Origin of the sequence: Mycobacterium sp. 852002-30065_SCH5024008, assembly GCF_001665645.1 — a bacterium.
GTDB classification, from domain to species: domain Bacteria; phylum Actinomycetota; class Actinomycetes; order Mycobacteriales; family Mycobacteriaceae; genus Mycobacterium; species Mycobacterium paraffinicum.
In genome coordinates this window covers 56,381-72,153 of the sequence record NZ_LZSZ01000073.1, presented here as the reverse complement: position 1 = coordinate 72,153, position 15,773 = coordinate 56,381, and the positions used below count along the sequence as shown (strand labels likewise).

The 15,773-nt window shown below is 65.3% G+C and carries 15 protein-coding genes and 2 pseudogenes; 10 read left to right on the top strand and 7 right to left on the bottom strand.

All coding sequences use genetic code 11. From position 1 onward, the window contains the following. Nucleotides 1-39 precede the first annotated feature (39 nt). Nucleotides 40-1,077: pseudogene (locus tag A5781_RS09400) on the top strand (carboxyl transferase domain-containing protein); the annotation flags it as partial. Nucleotides 1,078-1,081: 4 nt separating this feature from the next. Here A5781_RS09400 and A5781_RS09395 read toward each other — a convergent pair. From A5781_RS09395 to A5781_RS09380, 4 genes and pseudogenes are all read right to left on the bottom strand, one after another. Then, nucleotides 1,082-2,125, bottom strand: a complete 1,044-nt coding sequence (locus tag A5781_RS09395; protein ID WP_067204011.1) for a TIGR03857 family LLM class F420-dependent oxidoreductase — start codon at nucleotides 2,123-2,125, stop codon at nucleotides 1,082-1,084. Continuing rightward, complete coding sequence (locus A5781_RS09390) at nucleotides 2,122-2,502, bottom strand: nuclear transport factor 2 family protein (RefSeq protein ID WP_067204010.1); 381 nt, start codon at nucleotides 2,500-2,502, stop codon at nucleotides 2,122-2,124. The genes A5781_RS09395 and A5781_RS09390 overlap by 4 nt, the downstream gene beginning before the upstream one ends. Next, on the bottom strand, nucleotides 2,502-3,620 hold the full coding sequence (locus A5781_RS09385; RefSeq protein WP_067204007.1) for a PHB depolymerase family esterase: 1,119 nt from the start codon (nucleotides 3,618-3,620) through the stop codon (nucleotides 2,502-2,504). The genes A5781_RS09390 and A5781_RS09385 overlap by 1 nt, the downstream gene beginning before the upstream one ends. 9 nt (nucleotides 3,621-3,629) lie before the next feature. Then, nucleotides 3,630-3,985, bottom strand: a pseudogene (locus A5781_RS09380) (cyclohexanone monooxygenase); the annotation flags it as partial. Between the two features lie 90 nt (nucleotides 3,986-4,075). Here A5781_RS09380 and A5781_RS09375 point away from each other — a divergent pair. From A5781_RS09375 to A5781_RS09345, 7 genes are all read left to right on the top strand, one after another. Continuing rightward, on the top strand, nucleotides 4,076-5,086 hold the full coding sequence (locus A5781_RS09375) for a Rieske 2Fe-2S domain-containing protein (protein ID WP_067204005.1): 1,011 nt from the start codon (nucleotides 4,076-4,078) through the stop codon (nucleotides 5,084-5,086). Further along, nucleotides 5,083-5,703 (top strand): cysteine hydrolase, encoded by a 621-nt coding sequence (locus tag A5781_RS09370; protein WP_067204002.1) that lies wholly within the window; start codon nucleotides 5,083-5,085, stop codon nucleotides 5,701-5,703. Before A5781_RS09375 ends, A5781_RS09370 begins: the two co-directional genes overlap by 4 nt. Continuing rightward, nucleotides 5,700-6,320, top strand: coding sequence for a PaaI family thioesterase (locus tag A5781_RS09365; protein WP_067204000.1), 621 nt, complete (start codon nucleotides 5,700-5,702; stop codon nucleotides 6,318-6,320). Before A5781_RS09370 ends, A5781_RS09365 begins: the two co-directional genes overlap by 4 nt. An 8-nt stretch (nucleotides 6,321-6,328) precedes the next feature. Continuing rightward, nucleotides 6,329-7,981, top strand: coding sequence for an acyl-CoA synthetase (locus A5781_RS09360; RefSeq protein WP_067203998.1), 1,653 nt, complete (start codon nucleotides 6,329-6,331; stop codon nucleotides 7,979-7,981). Between the two features lie 93 nt (nucleotides 7,982-8,074). Continuing rightward, entirely contained in the window at nucleotides 8,075-9,280 is a 1,206-nt protein-coding gene (locus tag A5781_RS09355) for a cytochrome P450 (RefSeq protein ID WP_067203996.1), read from the top strand. Between the two features lie 21 nt (nucleotides 9,281-9,301). Next, nucleotides 9,302-10,519 (top strand): CaiB/BaiF CoA-transferase family protein, encoded by a 1,218-nt coding sequence (locus A5781_RS09350; RefSeq protein ID WP_067203994.1) that lies wholly within the window; start codon nucleotides 9,302-9,304, stop codon nucleotides 10,517-10,519. Then, nucleotides 10,516-11,661, top strand: coding sequence for a thiolase family protein (locus tag A5781_RS09345; protein WP_067203992.1), 1,146 nt, complete (start codon nucleotides 10,516-10,518; stop codon nucleotides 11,659-11,661). Before A5781_RS09350 ends, A5781_RS09345 begins: the two co-directional genes overlap by 4 nt. 181 nt (nucleotides 11,662-11,842) lie before the next feature. Here the strand turns inward: A5781_RS09345 and trxA are convergent, their stop codons facing one another. Beyond that, a complete protein-coding gene (trxA, locus tag A5781_RS09340; RefSeq protein WP_067203989.1) occupies nucleotides 11,843-12,217 on the bottom strand; it encodes a thioredoxin in 375 nt (124 codons plus the stop codon). A 79-nt stretch (nucleotides 12,218-12,296) separates the two neighbouring features. Next, nucleotides 12,297-12,677, bottom strand: a complete 381-nt coding sequence (locus A5781_RS09335; RefSeq protein WP_067203987.1) for a carboxymuconolactone decarboxylase family protein — start codon at nucleotides 12,675-12,677, stop codon at nucleotides 12,297-12,299. Between the two features lie 205 nt (nucleotides 12,678-12,882). On the opposite strand from A5781_RS09335, the gene A5781_RS09330 reads away from it, so the two are divergent. Together A5781_RS09330 and A5781_RS25540 are read left to right on the top strand one after the other, a co-directional pair. Then, the gene (locus tag A5781_RS09330; RefSeq protein WP_067203986.1) at nucleotides 12,883-14,340 is read left to right on the top strand and encodes an NAD(P)/FAD-dependent oxidoreductase; all 1,458 of its coding nucleotides are present in this window, start codon (nucleotides 12,883-12,885) and stop codon (nucleotides 14,338-14,340) included. 11 nt (nucleotides 14,341-14,351) lie between these two features. Continuing rightward, a complete protein-coding gene (locus A5781_RS25540) occupies nucleotides 14,352-14,525 on the top strand; it encodes a hypothetical protein (protein WP_156622551.1) in 174 nt (57 codons plus the stop codon). Between the two features lie 46 nt (nucleotides 14,526-14,571). Here A5781_RS25540 and A5781_RS09325 read toward each other — a convergent pair whose 3' ends face one another. Beyond that, nucleotides 14,572-15,771, bottom strand: coding sequence for an acyl-CoA dehydrogenase family protein (locus tag A5781_RS09325; RefSeq protein WP_067203983.1), 1,200 nt, complete (start codon nucleotides 15,769-15,771; stop codon nucleotides 14,572-14,574). Between the last annotated feature and the right edge of the window lie 2 nt (nucleotides 15,772-15,773).

Sequence of the window (15,773 nt, the reverse complement as noted above, 5' to 3'; positions counted from 1 at the left end):
AGATGTGTATAAGAGACAGGCGATGCGGTAGCGCTTGGAGTTGCCGCCGTGCTCGGCCCGTCGGCCGGACATGGTGCCCTCGTCGCCCCCGTCTGCGACTTCCGCATCATGAGCGCCCACGGCGCCATCTTCACCGCCGGACCGCCGGTCGTCAAAGAGTCCACCGGAGAGGAGATCTCGAAGGAGAACCTCGGCGGACCCGGCACCGCCTTGCCGAGCGGGGTGATCCACAACGTCGCCGAAGACGACGAAGCCGTGATCGCCGATATCCGGCGGTACCTGTCGTATTTCCCGCCGAGCGCGTGGTCGTACCCGGCGCAGCTGCCGCCGGACGGGGACAGCGAGCCACGTGCGACGCCCGAACTGCTCGACATCGTCTCCCGCGACAACCGCCGCATCTACGACATGCGCGCCGTGCTGGACGTGGTCTTCGACCGGCCCGACTGGTTCGAAGTCCAGCCGCAGTACGGCAAGGCGATCATCTGCGCGTTGGCCCATCTCGGTGGCCACCCGGTCGCGGTCGTCGCGAATCAGCCGAACGTGCTCGCGGGCTCCATCGACGCCGACGCGGCGGACAAGGCGGCACATTTCATCATGGTGGCCGACTCTTTCCACCTGCCCATCGTGTTCCTTGCCGATAACCCCGGCATGCTGCCCGGTAGTCGGTCCGAGCGCAGCGGCGTGCTGCGCGCCGGTGCGCGGATGTTCGCCGCGCAGACGGCGGCGACCACGGTCAAGTTGCACGTCACATTGCGCAAGGCATACGGATTTGGCTCGATGGTCATGTCGCTCTTGGGTTTCGATCACCAGAGCGCCACCTTCGCCTACCCGGGCGCCACCATGGGCGCCATGAGCGCGGCGGCGCTGGGCCGGGCGACGCATGCCGGTGAGGACATCACCGCGAAGCTGCGCGACGCCGAGTTGCAGGCGTCCTATCGCTCGGCCGAGCATCTGGGATTCGATGAACTCATCGATCCCCGCGAAACCCGTGATGCCTTACTCAGTTCGCTGCTTCGTGGACTGTCCAGCCGACAGGCCGCCGCCGAACCGGTGAGCCGGACCGTCATCATGCCGTAACGGGCTAAGCGCTCCCCCGATAGGCCGCGATCACGGGCTCGAGTTCGTCCGGTGTCGCGCCGTGCATGATTACGGCGTCGGCCCCGTAGTCGAATTCCTTGCGGACGCGATCCGCACATTGCCGGGCAGACCCGGTGGCCGACGGCTCCAGCCACTCGTCGGGGATCAACGTCGCGATGTGCTCGATCTGCTCGGCCGTGGCCTTGTGGTCGATCCCGCCGGCGATCGACGTCACCACCGGGTCGTCCCGGAAGCGTTGCAGCACAGCCGGATCCCAATTGTTCGTCCGCACCATCAGGTCGCCGTAGCCCTGCAGATAGGTGGCCAGGCGCGCGACCGTCTTCTTCAGCCGCAGCCCCTCGGGAAGGTGGTCACCGACGGTCGCAAAGCACGACCACACCCGCACGCTGTCCGGGTCGCGGCCGGCCTTTTCGGCTGCGGCCTTCACCGTCTTGGCGCAGCGCTGCAGCGTCTCCGGGGTGAAATAAGTGTGCAGGATGACGTCATCGAACACGCGCCCACCGAGTTCGAGCGTCTTCGGCCCGAAAGCCACCAGCGCCAACCGGATGTCCTCGTTGAAGTCGGGGTCGAGGAACAGGATCGGGTATTTGCCCATCGGCCCGTCGTGGTTGAAGATCAGCTCGCCGCGCCACAGGCGCCGCATGACCTGGGCCCAGTCCTCCATCTGCGCGGTCGTGACCGCCGGTATGCCGAACGCCCCGTAGATCGCCGCGATGCCCCGGCCGATCCCCAGCGTGAAGCGCCCGCCGGAGAGCCGGTGCATGGTGGTGGCCCACGATCCGGTGATCAGCGGATGTCGGGTGTTGTGATTGGTTGCGGCGGTGGCGATCTGCATCCGGGTCGTCACGGCGCACGCGGCCCCCGTCAGCGACGACGCCTCCTTGACGTTCCAGCGCTCGGAGATGAAAGCGGTGCCGAGACCCAGCTCCTCGCCGCGGCGGGCCTCGTCGACCAGCGTTGCCGGGCCTTCCCCGCCGGCACCCGCCAGCAGGTAGTAACCCAATTCATCAAGCGTGCGATCGCTCAACTCCAAACTCCTTGCTGATAGCCGCAATTCCAGACTTCGGTGATCTCCCCGTCGACGACGCGGAACACCTCGATGCTGGCGACGTTGCTTTCGGCGCCGGCCTTGGTGGTCATCGACGAGTCGTAAACGATCGCGACGTGCTCGCCGTCGTCTCCGGCGGCGACGACGTTCAGATCGAACCGCAACTTGTCGAACATCGCCCAGACGTCTTTGACCCGGCCGACCGCCTGGTCGCGGGTCAGGGTATGCGCCTCACCCACCCCGTGCCGGATCACGGTGTCTGCGAACAACTCCTCGGCCAGCTTCAGGTTGTGCTCGTTCCAGACGACGAGGTTGTAGAGCTCGACGACTTCGCGGGCGGTGCGCGGGGCCGCCATCAGCCGGCGACCTCGCTCAGGAATCGATCGGTCACCCGCTGCACGCGCCGGGAGAAAATGTGCCCGACGTGGCTGCCGTCGTACCAGTACAGTTGGCCGCCCCAGCGCTCCTGCAACTCGACCGCGGGATCGCGCATTGCCATCCGGTCGTGCCAGGCGCCGACGATGAGCCGGCGATGCGGCGGCGGCGCCGGGTCGACCCGCAGCGGATCGATCACCGAGGTCAGCTTCGCCACCTCCGGGGACGCCAGCAGGTCGCGGAAGCCGTCGCGGGATGACCCCCAGCGCCCCAAGTGCCGGGCGATCATCCCGTTGAGTCCCAGGATCGGCGTGTACAGCGCGACCGCATCGACCTGCCTCTCCAGGTGGGAAACCAGCGCGGCGACCGGGGTCCCCATCGAAATCCCGGCTATCACAACGGCACTGGCCTGCGGCTGCGCCCAGCGCACCACCGCGCGAATCTCGGACACCGAGCGCATCATGCCGGCGACGTTGCCCAATGGGTCCATGTCGGGGTAGGCGGGCCACTCTCGGCGTCGGCAGCCGTGACCGGGCTGCACCGGCAGTGCGACGTTGAACCCGAGTTGCTGGTGTATTCGGCCGATGCGACTCAGCAGCAGGTCTTCGGTGCCCCCCTGACCGGCGCCGTGCACCCAGATCAGCCACGGCCGGGGGCCATCGCGGTGCCGGCACAGGTGCACCACCGCTCGCGCCGGGCCGCCCAGCCCCTCGGCCGCAAGGGTTTCCGGCAAAGCCGGGTCATGTTCGAACGCCATCCGTTCATACGAAAGGTTGCCGATGCGCCGCCGCCGCACCGAGGTTGCCCGCAACGGCCTCGGCTCGGCGTGCGCACGATCGATGCCCAGGACGGATAATTCTTCGGCAGCGGCGGTGCAGCCGTCGAGCGACCGCATGCCCGTGGGAGTCCCGCCCAGCAACGAAAACCCGCTTAGGACAAGTTCGTCCAGCATCACCTCGCCGAATTGGCGGAGCCCGCGTGGCGACGCTGGAGCCCAGCGGGTCGATTGGTTCAAGCCGGTCACCGTACGGGGCACCAACATGCCAAGTTCACGGGTCACGTCCCTGGCGAGACCCAGGCCTTGCGTTACCTTCGACATTTCAATCACCTACGTCAGCTTGAAACCGGTGTATCCGCCGGCCGCGATTTCGTCGCAGCGGCGCCGGTATCGGGGATTCCGCCGGTGTAGCCCATGTACATCCGTTTCTTCCCCGGCACGTTTCCGCCGCTGTACCCCGAATTACACGATGGATGGACCAGTACCGTCGGCGCAACGAGCGAAGTGGCGTAGTCGATCCACTCCTGCTGCGCGGTGGCCAACGCCTCGATGGAGCGGATTCCGCGGGCCCGCAGGTCTGCGATGCAATCACCGATCCACTCCACATGCTGTTCTAGCGCGGCGACGAAGTTCGTGGCGGCGCTGGGACTGCCCGGGCCCTGGATGGTGAACAGCTTCGGGAAGCCTCCGTCATTTCGCTCCTTGCCGTGCACAGGCTCGGACTGCTGAAATCTATACTGTAACGGACTTAGTATCAGGCAATCGGAGGCTTCGGCGTGAAAGTGCCATTCACCTGGAAGGTCACCGGCTGGTTCATGGTCGGGTGGTCGCCCGAATTCCCGGTTGGCGAGGTGCGGCCGCTGCACTACTTCGGCGAGGATCTGGTCGCCTACCGCGACGAGTCCGGCGAGCTACACGTCCTGGAAGCGCACTGCAAACACCTCGGCGCGCACATCGGCCACGGCGGAAAGGTGATCGGCGACTGCGTCGAATGCCCCTTCCATGGCTGGCGTTGGGGCCCGGACGGCACCAACCGGTACATCCCCTATCAACCCGACCGGCCCAACCGCGCGCTCCGTCTGCGGGTGTTCCCGGTGCGCGAGCAGTACGACTGCGTGTTCATCTGGCACCAGCCGGAAGGCAAGGAGCCGCAGTGGGACATGCCGGACATCTTCCGGAAATTTCCGCAATTCGAAACCGACCCGGCGGCGTATTACCGCGCGTATCCGGAGTTCTCTCGGCGCGCCGAACGCGAGCCGGTGCATCCGCAGATCGTCGCGGAGAATGCCCCCGACAGCGCACATTTCGAATACGTACACCACGCCACGGTGACGCCGCGGGTGCTGGACTGGAAGATCGTCGACCACGAGTGGCAGTTCGTCGCGGGGTGGCCAGACGCGCGCAGCGACAACCCCGACGATCTCGCGCTGCGGTTCCACAGTCACCTGTTCGGCCTGGGCGGAGCGATCAGCGTCTTCGAGGGAGCACAGAACCATCGGCTGATCTTCACCTGCACGCCGGTCGACGACGAGTGTTCGGACCTCTTCTACTCGATCTGGTGGCCACGGGTCCCCGGCGAAACATCCGACGTACCGCAGGGCAAGCTGCGCGATGTGATCGAACAGCAATTCCTGTCCACCGTCTTCGACGATCTGCAAATCTGGCGCTACCAGAAGTACGTGGAAAATCCGGCGCTTTCCAAGGTCGACGCGAAAGGGTATATGGCACTACGGAAATGGGCGAAGCAGTTCTATGACGTCCCGGCCGAAGTGTCCGCATCGGCATGACAGCGAAACTTGCCGAACTCGCGGCGCCCGAGCACACCGCGATCGTCACGCAGGAATGCCAGGGCGCCGTCATCGGCCCCAACGCCGGACTGGCGATGCTGGCCGAGGAAGCACGACGGGTTGCCCTGCCTAATATCGTGCGACTGTTGCCGGCGGGCCGGGCGGCCGGGGCACGCGTCGTGCACTGCTTGGTGCAGCGGCGGCCCGACGGGGTCGGCTCCAACCACAACGCCAAGATCTTCGCTATGGGGCACGGTCAGGTCGACATCACCCCGGGCACCTCCGGCGCGGCCCTGCTCCCCGAATTGGGCCCGGAGCCGGACGATCTGGTGCTGAGCCGCTGGCACGGCGTCGGGCCGATGGGTGGCACGGACCTGGACGCGATACTGCGCAACCTGGGGGTCTCCACCATCGTTGTCGTCGGGGTGTCGCTGAACATCGCCATCCCCAACGTCGTCATGGACGCCGTCAACGCCGCCTACCGCGTCATCGTCCCCCGCGATGCGGTCGCCGGCATACCCACCGAATATGGAGAGGCCATCATCGCCAACACGCTGTCCCTGCTTGCGACCATCACCACCACCGAAGAGCTGCTCGACGTGTGGGCGCAGCGATGACCGACACCACACCCGGGGTTCGCGGCGGATTCCCCGACGTCACACCCGTCGAGGACGCCCCCGAAGAACTGGGTCCCTTCGTCGCTGCGCTGCGCCGCCTGCAGGACCTGACCGTGTCCACCAAGCCGGACCCCGCGCTTTGGGCAGCCGCGACCGTGCACCTGGAGAACGCTTGCGCTCTTCTGGACGGCCACCAGGTTCCGGAGACCGAGTCGGTAGCCGGCCGAGTGCTGAGCCTGCCCGGGTTGGCCCATCCTTTGATGCCGCCGTGGATGGTGACCGAATTTGGCCCCGACGGTGTGAGCATGGCTGGTCATTTCACCACCTCACACATAGGCGGGAACCGGGCCGTGCACGGCGGAATGATCCCGCTCTTTTACGACTGGCTGCTCGGCATGGTCGTGTCCACCGCGGACATCCGGCCGACCCGCACGGCCTATCTGCACGTCGATTACCGCAACATCACCCCGATCGACGAGCCGTTGACCGCCCGCGGTCGCATCACCGATATCGACGGCAGGAAGATATTCATCTCGGCTACGATGACGGCCGCTGATGGCACGCTGCTCACCGAAGCCAACGGCCTGATGGTCCGACTGCTCCCCCACCAGCCTTGAGAGGCCTAATGTCTGAGCCAGCAACACAATTCACGGTCCCCGCCGTCGCGACGGCCGTCGCGGCCGCGATTCCCGACCGGGAGCTGCTAATCCAGGGCGGACGGCGGTACAGCTACGCACAAGTGCTCGAACGGTCACACCGCCTCGCCGCGTACCTGCGCTCACGCGGGCTGGGGTGCCACACCGAACGCTCCGCGCTCCCCGGCCATGAGGCCGGCCAGGACCTGCTCGGCATCTACGCCTACAACGGCAACGAATTCGTCGAGGCGTTGCTGGGAGCGTTTCAGGCCCGAGTCGCCCCGTTCAACGTCAACTTCCGCTACGTCAAGAGCGAGCTGCAGTATCTCTTGGCGGATTCCGGGGCGACCGCGCTGATCTACCACGCCGCGTTCGCGCCGCGGGTGGCCGAGATCTTGCCGGACCTGCCCCAACTGCGGGTACTGATCCAGATCGCCGATGACTCCGGCAACGAATTGATCTACGGCGCGGTCGATTACGAGAGAATCATCGCGTCTTCCACACCGGAGCCACCACCGGTGCAGCCTTCGCCCGACGACCTGTACGTCCTGTACACGGGCGGCACGACGGGGATGCCGAAAGGTGTGCTGTGGCGCCAGCACGACATCTTCATGACGTCCTTCGGCGGGCGCAACCTGATGACCGGTGAGCCGTTCGGATCCGTCGACGAGATCACGGCGGGGGTCGCCGCGGGCCCCGGCGCCAAGCTGATGATCCTGCCGCCGCTGATGCACGGCGCGGCTCAGTGGAGCGTGATGACGGCGATCACGACCGGACAATCCGTCGTCTTCCCGTCGGTCGTTGACCGTCTGGACGCCGAAGAGGTCGTCCGCACCATCGAGCGCGAGCGGGTGACCGTGGTGACGGTGGTCGGTGATGCGATGGCCCGCCCGCTGGTCGCCGCCATCGAGAAAGGGATCGCGGACGTGTCGTCGTTGGCCGTGGTCGCCAACGGGGGCGCGTTGCTCACCCCGTTCGTCAAGCAACAGTTGATCGAAGTTTTGCCGAACGCCGTCGTCGTCGACGGTGTCGGATCCTCGGAAACCGGCGCGCAGATGCACCACATGTCGATGTCGGGAGCGGTGTCGACCGGCACCTTCAACGCGGGACCGGACACGTTCGTGGCGGCCGAAGATTTGGCCTCGATCCTGGAACCGGGCCACGACGGAATGGGCTGGCTCGCGCAGCGCGGGTACGTTCCCCTCGGCTACAAGGGCGATCCGGCCAAGACCGCCAAGACATTTCCCGTCATCGACGGCGTCCGGTATGCGATCCCGGGCGACCGGGCCCGCCACCGCGCCGATGGAACCGTCGAACTGCTGGGCCGCGATTCCGTGACGATCAACTCGGGCGGCGAAAAGATCTTCGTCGAGGAGGTCGAGACCGCCATCGCGTCGCACCCCGCGGTGGCCGACGTTGTGGTCGCCGGACGTCCCAGTGAGCGGTGGGGCCAGGAGGTGGTGGCCGTCGTCGCACTGGCCGAAGGTACCCGCGCCGACGCCGAGGAGTTGGTCGCCCACGCCGGGCAATCGCTGGCCCGCTACAAACTTCCCAAGGCGATCGTGTTCCGCGCGGCAATCGAGCGCAGCCCGTCTGGCAAGGCCGACTACCGGTGGGCGCGCGAGCAGGCGGTGAACGGCTGACCGGCGGGCCTGCCCATATTGTCTACTGTAAGAATTACAGTACGATCTTACGCAAGGGCATGCCGTTCACGCAGAAGATGCTGGAGAGCCAAGGTGACGACCAACGTTCACGCCGCCGGTGCCGACGGGCGGGCCGTCAGCCTGCGTGATCCCTACCCGTTCTTCGCGCGAAAGCGCCGCGAAGCCGGGGTGTTCCGCGGGACGGTCATGGACTACTCCAAGACGCCCGAGTCGCTCATGCCCAAGCGCGAGTACTCCGCGGTGTCCTTCGATGCGGTGAACACGGTGTTCCGGGACGGTCGAGTGTTCAGCTCCGCACCATACGACAAGACAATCGGCCTCTTCATGGGGCCGACCATCCTGGCGATGGAGGGAAAGAAGCATCGCGATCATCGCAACCTGGTGTCCGCGGCATTCAAGTCCAAGGCGCTGGCCCGCTGGGAGAACACCGTTGTGCGGCCAATCTGCAACGTGCTGATCGACGAATTCATCGCCAGTGGTGAAGCAGACCTGGTCCGGAACTTCACCTTCGAATTCCCCACCCGCGTCATCGCCCAGCTGCTGGGGCTGCCGGCCGACGACTTGCCGATGTTCCGCAAGCGCGCCGTGCAATTGATCAGCTACCACGTCGACTACCAGGGTGCGTTCGAGGCGTCGGCGGCGCTCAAGGATTACTTCGTTGAGCAGATCGAACAGCGCAAATCCCAGCCCACCGAGGACATCATCGGCGATCTGGTCACCGCGGAGATCGACGGCGAAAAGCTAAGCGACGAAGCCATTTACTCCTTCCTGCGGCTGCTGCTGCCGGCCGGCTTGGAAACCACGTACCGGTCGTCGGGCAACCTGCTGTACCTGCTGCTCACCCATCCGGACCAGTTCGCCGCGGTGCAGGCCGATTGCGAACTCTTGCCGCAGGCGATCGAGGAAGGGCTGCGCTTCGAGACGCCGCTCACCACCGTGCAGCGATTCACCACCGAGGACACCGAGCTGGAAGGTGTCGAGATTCCGGCACGTGCGGTGGTGGGCGTGTGCATCGGGTCCGCGAACCGCGACGAACGACGCTGGGATCGTTCGGAAGAGTTCGACATGTTTCGCAAGCACCAACCGCACATCTCCTTCGCCGCCGGTGAGCACACGTGTCTGGGGCTGCACTTGGCGCGGCTGGAAACCCGCGTCGCCGTCGAATGCCTGCTGGACCGGGTGTCCGACTTCAGGCTCCTCACCGACGACGACCCACACATCCACGGCCAGCCCTTCCGTTCCCCGACGGCGCTTCCCGTGACGTTCAAGGCGAAGTAGGGTCCGGAAATGGTAAAAGTCATGTCGGGCTTCCGGGTCCTGGAACTTGCGCAATTCACCTTCGTCCCGGCGGCGGGCGCCATTCTGGCCGACTGGGGTGCGGACGTCATCAAGGTCGAACACCCGCTGCGCGGCGACACCCAACGCGGCTTCATCAACATGGGTGGCATCCAACTCGATCCGGAGCGGCACCCTCTGATGGAGCATCCCAACCGGGGCAAGCGCAGCGTCGGGATCGACGTATCCACGCCGGGCGGTCAGGAAGTGATCTACGAACTGGCCAAGACCTCCGACGTGTTCCTCACCAACTACATGCCCGCTCAGCGGCAGAAGCACAAGTTCGACGTGGAACACATTCGCGCGGTGAATCCGAACATCGTCTACGCGCGCGGTTCGGCGTACGGCGACAAGGGTGCCGAGCGTAACGTGGGCGGCTATGACGGGACGGCGTTCTGGACGCGCAGCGGCATCGGGTACGCACTGACGCCCGAGGAGCTGGGTGGCGCACTGGGGCAAGGCATTCCCGCGTTCGGCGATTCCATCGGCGGCATGTTCATCGCCGGCGGCATCTCGGCGGCGCTGCTGCATCGCGAGCGCACCGGCGAAGCGCTCGAACTCGACGTGTCGTTGCTGAGCACGGCCTGGTGGGCGGCGGGAGCGAGCGTGACTCAGGGCATGGAGACCGGACAGGTCATGCGCACCCCGATGCCGGGCTCGGCGACCGCGATGTCGGTCAATCCTTTTATGGGCAACTACGAAACCTCCGACGGCGGCACCATCAACCTGTGCATCATCAGCCCGACAGGCCTGATCCGCGATACTTTCGAGCATCTCGGCATACCAGAGGCGGCCGACGATCCCCGCTTCTCCGAGGTGCTCCCGCTGATCCAGAATGCCAACGCGGCCGCCGAACTGATCGCAAAGGCCTTCGCCGGCAAGCCATTCGAATACTGGCGGCAGCACCTGAAGACAATGAAGGGTCAGTGGGCGCCGTTCCAGAGCCTGCTCGACCTGGTGGACGACGAGCAGGCCCTTGCCAACGACATGGTCAGCGAGGTCGAACTCGCCAGCGGCGGTAGGCCTTTCCGCGTCGTGCGCGGCCCCGTGCAGTTCAACCACGAGCCGTTGGTCACCACGCGGGCGCCCCAGGCCTCCGAGCACACCGAGATCGTGCTGATGGAACTGGGCATGGACTGGGACCGCATCGAGGAGCTGAAGGACTCGGGAGCCATTGCGTGAATGACGTCGCGATCATCGGTGTCGGCCTGCACCCGTTCGGTCGCTTCGAGGGCAAGTCCGCGATGGAGATGGCCGCTGACGCCATCCATCTCGCGGTCGCCGACGCGAGCATCGAGTGGAAGGACATCCAAGCCGCCACGGGGGGCAGCTGGACCGTGGCCAATCCCGACGCGATCGTCGCCATGGTCGGACTATCGGGCATCCCGTTCACCAATGTGTTCAACGCGTGCGCGACCGCCGCCAGCGCCACCAAGGCGTGCGCCGACGGCATCCGGCTGGGCGACTACGACATCGGGATCGCCATCGGTCTGGACAAGCACCTGCGCGGTGCCTTCACCGAGGACCCGGCCCTGGTGGGGATGCCGCGGTGGTACGCCGAGAACGGCCAGTACCTGACGACAAAGTTCTTCGGCATGAAGGCCAACCGCTATTTGCACGATCACGGCATCTCGCAGCAGACACTGGCTAAGGTGGCCGCGAAGAACTTTCGCAATGGGGCTTTGAACCCTAATGCATTTCGCCGCAAGCCGATCGCCGAAGACGACATCCTCAACTCCGCGATGCTGAACTACCCACTCACGCAGTACATGTTCTGTGCACCCGACGAGGGGGCCGCGGCCGTGGTGATGTGCAGAGCCGATATCGCGCACCGCTACACCTCCAGGCCGGTGTACTTGCGCGCCGTGGAAGTGCGCACCCGCCGATACGGTGCGTACGAGGTGAACACCACCTTCGCTCCGGTCGATGAGAACGTCTCGCCGACCGTGTACGCGTCGCGCGCGGCGTTCGAGAAGGCGGGCGTGGCGCCGGAGGATGTCGACGTCATCCAGCTGCAGGACACCGACGCCGGCGCGGAGGTTATCCATATGGCCGAATGCGGGTTCTGCGCCGACGGCGAGCAGGAGAAGCTATTGGCCGACGGCGCAACCGAAATCAGCGGGTCGATGCCGGTCAATACCGACGGCGGACTCATCGCGAACGGCGAGCCGATCGGGGCGTCGGGCCTGCGCCAGATCCACGAGATCATTCGCCAACTCCGCGGCCAAGCCGGCGACCGCCAGGTCCCCGGCAATCCGAAGGTCGGCTTCACCCAGCTCTACGGGGCACCCGGCACGGCCGCGGCCACCATCCTGACGACCTGAACACGAGTGCGCTATCTGGCGACGCTATGGCTGCAGGTGCATCGTTGGTCGGTCGGCACTCGTCTCATCACGCTTTCGGCATGCTCGCCACAGCCCGCCCAGGTGATCTTTCCGCAGTGGCGACAGCGCACGGGGTAACACATGATTGCTCACCAATAACTCAGGGGAAGTGGCCGCGCCACTATGCCTTCACGGCAGCTTTGCGCTCGGCAATCTTGGCGCGGACCCCGTCCATGTCGAGACCCTTGATCTTGTCGATCAGGTCGTCCAGCACCGCTGGTGACATCGCTCCCGGCTGGCTGTAAATGAGGACGCCCTTGCGAAATGCCATGATGGTCGGAACTGAGCGGATGCCCACGGTGGCGGCCAGTTCGCGCTCGGCATCGGTGTCCACCTTGGCGTACACGATGTCCGGATGGTTTTGCGCGGAGCCTTCGAAGACAGGTGCGAAAGCCCGACATGGCCCACACCAAGGGGCCCAGAAGTCGACTAGGACAATCGGACTCGCAAGTATCGTCGACTCGAAATCGGCGAGGGTCAGTGTTTTGACGGTCATCGTTGTTCCTTTCGGGTTGCGGGGGTTACGACCGGTTCCGGGCTGAAAGGTGCGGCGGGCTCCACTCCTGCTTGCGTAATCACTGCTGCGGTCCCGGGCCGGCATCGGAGGCCTTGTCGGCGAACTCGCAGAAAGCGGTGTAGGCACGAGCACCGTAGATTGTGGCGGGCCCGCCGTGCATGAGGATGCTGACGCCGATCGCCTCGGCGGCCTCTTCCTTGGATGCTCCGGCACGAGCTGCTCCCTGGGCGTGCGAGGCGATGCAGCCGTCACATCCGGCGACGACCCCGATCGCCATCGCGATCAGCTCCTTGAACTTTTTGTCCAAGGCGCCCGAGGTCAGTGCGCCATTGCTCATCTCGGCAAAACCCCGGTACACATCCGGGATCATCTTGCGCAGGGCGCGGTGCTGTGGGTTGAGGTCGTCCAGCACCTGCTGGTAGTGAGTGTGTTCCGTCATGACATGTACAATACCTATACGGGTAGGGGTATTCCCGCGGTCCGGCCGATTTTTCCTTCGGTGCGCTTGTACCTCGGCCAATAGAGTCCATCGGCCCTAGAAACGCGCCATCGCGGCGCGCAATCTGGCCTTTGAGCGCCCGGCCTTCCCAGATGCGGTAGTAACGCCGCGCGGTGATGCCGACGTGTGGAACAGAGGAGCATCAATGGCACGAGTCGTCATCCTCGGCGCTGGCATCGCCGGGCATACCGCCGCTCTGCATCTGCGCCGATGGCTGGGCCGTAATCACGAGGTCGTCGTGATTTCTCCCAACGCCGACTGGAACTGGATCCCGTCGAACATCTGGGTCGGCGTGGGCCGGATGGATCCAGCCAAGGTACTCATTCCGCTCAGGCCGATCTACCGGCGCAAGGGCATTGCGTTTCATCAAGCGCTCGCCACGGCAATCCATCCGGAGGGCACCGAAGACGAGTCGGCACCATCGGTGGACTTCACCTACACCGATGAGGCGCACGACGGCCAGACCGGCACCATTACGTACGACTACCTCATCAATGCAACCGGACCGCGACTGAACTTCGCGGCCACTCCGGGGCTCGGGCCTGCCGGCCACTCATACTCGGTGTGCACCGCGGCCCACGCAGTCGAAGCGGCGCAAGCGCTCGACCGGGTCATCGCCAGAATGAAGGCCGGCGAGAGGCAGCGCATCGTCATCGGCGTCGGACACGGCACCTGCACCTGCGAGGGTGCGGCGTTCGAGTACGCCTTCAACGTTGAGCACACGCTGCGAGCCGCCGGCGTGCGAGACCTCGCCGAAATCGTCTACCTCACCAACGAGTACGAACTGGGCGACTTCGGCGTCGGTGGCATGAGTTTCGTCGAGAAGGGCTTCCTGCAGTCCAGCCGGATGTGGACCGAGTCGCTGTTCCGCGAGCGCGGCGTCAGGGCCATCACGCAAGCGGCCGTCCATGAGGTGATGGACGGCAAGCTGCGCTACGAGCAACTCGACGGCAAAGAGCACGAATTGGACTTCGACTTCGCCATGCTGCTACCCCCGTTCAAGGGAGCCGACCTCGCGGCATACGACAAGCGCGGCAACGACATCAGCTCCGTTCTGTTCGCGCCGTCAGGTTTCCTGAAGGTCGACGCAGACTACTCGGGCAAGCCCTATGACGAGTGGTCTGCCGAGGATTGGCCGCACACCTACGAGTCCCCTGCCTACCCGAACATCTTCGCGCCGGGCATCGCGTTCGCGCCCCCGCATCCCATCTCTCGGCCGCGCACGAGTCCAAACGGGACGGTCATCACGCCCAGTCCGCCGCGCACCGGCATGCCGTCGGGCATCATGGCAAAGACGGTCGCCGAGACCATCCGCGATCGAATCACCAAGGGAACGACCAGTGTTGCGCACCGCGCCTCGATGTCGAGCATGGGCGCCGCGTGCGTCGCGTCGGCGGGCACCGGATTGCGTGAGGGCTCGGCGGCCGCGATGACGATGTTCCCAGTTGTCCCCGACCCGGTGAAGTATCCCCAAACGGGTCGTGACATCGCCGGCACCTCCGGAGAGCTCGGCTTGGCCGGCCACTGGATCAAGTTGCTGTTGCATTACCTCTTCATCTATAAGGCGAAAGCCCGCCCATTCTGGTGGTTGATCCCTGAGTGAAAGGCACTCCGATGGACGACGAAACGAACTATTCGGACGTGAATGCGCTGACAGCCGAGCGCATTGCCGACGCGCCGCTGCCCACCCCCGCGACGCTGCGGATGCGTCAGAACGTCTTCGTCCAGTTGGGGCGTTTCATCCGTATCAACCTCAAGATGTTGCGGATCATCTACGGGCACGGCTGACGGGCCGCTCAGGTTTCGCTCGCAGGAGTCGGTCGCGACGGCAGGCTCAGGACACCTTCTTGACCGGCGCCGCGTAAGCCGGCTTGCCGAGACCGAGCATGTATTGGGCGATCATGTTGCGGAACACCTCCAGCGTGCCGCCATAGATTCCCACCAACGGGGCGAATCGGTAGGCGTATTCGGCGCTGCCGTCGTCGGCGGCCGCTTCGGTTCCGTATGGCAGCGTGGAGGCGGTCCCGAGGATGTCCATCAGTTCCGGAGAGATGTCACGCATTGTTTGCGCGATGGCGACCCGGCCGAAGATGCTCGGGGTGGCCAGTGCCGTCTCCAGTCGGGCGACGCAGCGGCCCAGCCGGTATGCGACCGATTTGTCGTCGATGAGCCGGCGCCCGTCGCCGTCGGGCCGCGTCACCCTCGCCACGGCCTTGTCCACCGCCTGGGACAGAAAACCCGCCTGGTGCATCATGATTGAGGTGTCCTGCAGTCCGTCGGGGGCGGCGGCGACGGCGCCGTGCTCGACGTTGAGCGGCTCGCGCAGCACGGTCCAGCCACCGTTCACCTCGCCCAGCCGATACTTGTCGTCTACCCGCACGTCGCTGTAGTAGACGATGTTGGTCCGATCGCCATCCACCGTGCGGATTCCCTGGATTTCGATGCCCGGTGAATCCAGTGGCACCAGAAACATTGTCAGGCTCTTGTGCTTTGGCGAGTCCGGGGCGGTGTTGGTGATCAGGAAGACGTACTGACAGTTGTGGGCACCGGTCGTGAACATCTTGGAGCCGTTGATGACCCAGCTCGATCCATCCGACTCGCGCACGGCGCGGGTCTTACAGGTGGCGATATCGGAGCCGCCCTCGGGCTCGGTGTAGCCGAGGCACAACCGGACCTCGCCGCTGAAGACTTTCGGTAACACCTCGTCGCGCAGTTGTGGCGACCCGAATTTGTTCACCGAACGGGCCACCATGGCGGTCGTCCCCCAGGTCACCCAGGGCACGTGTGCACGCCGCTTCTCCAGGTCCCAGGTGCGCCGCCGCACCCGGGTGAAACCTCCTTCGGATTCCGGTTTCCACTCGGCTTCCAGATAGCCTGCCGCGCCGAACTTCAGGTGCAGACCCTCGTCGAAATTGTCGCCCGTTTCGCGGTCCCGGCGCCTGATTTCCTCGGTCATATGCGTATCCAGGAAATTGCGCGCTTCGTCGCGGAATGCCTTGTCCTCGTCCGACAGCTCGACGCGGGAGAAATCCATGA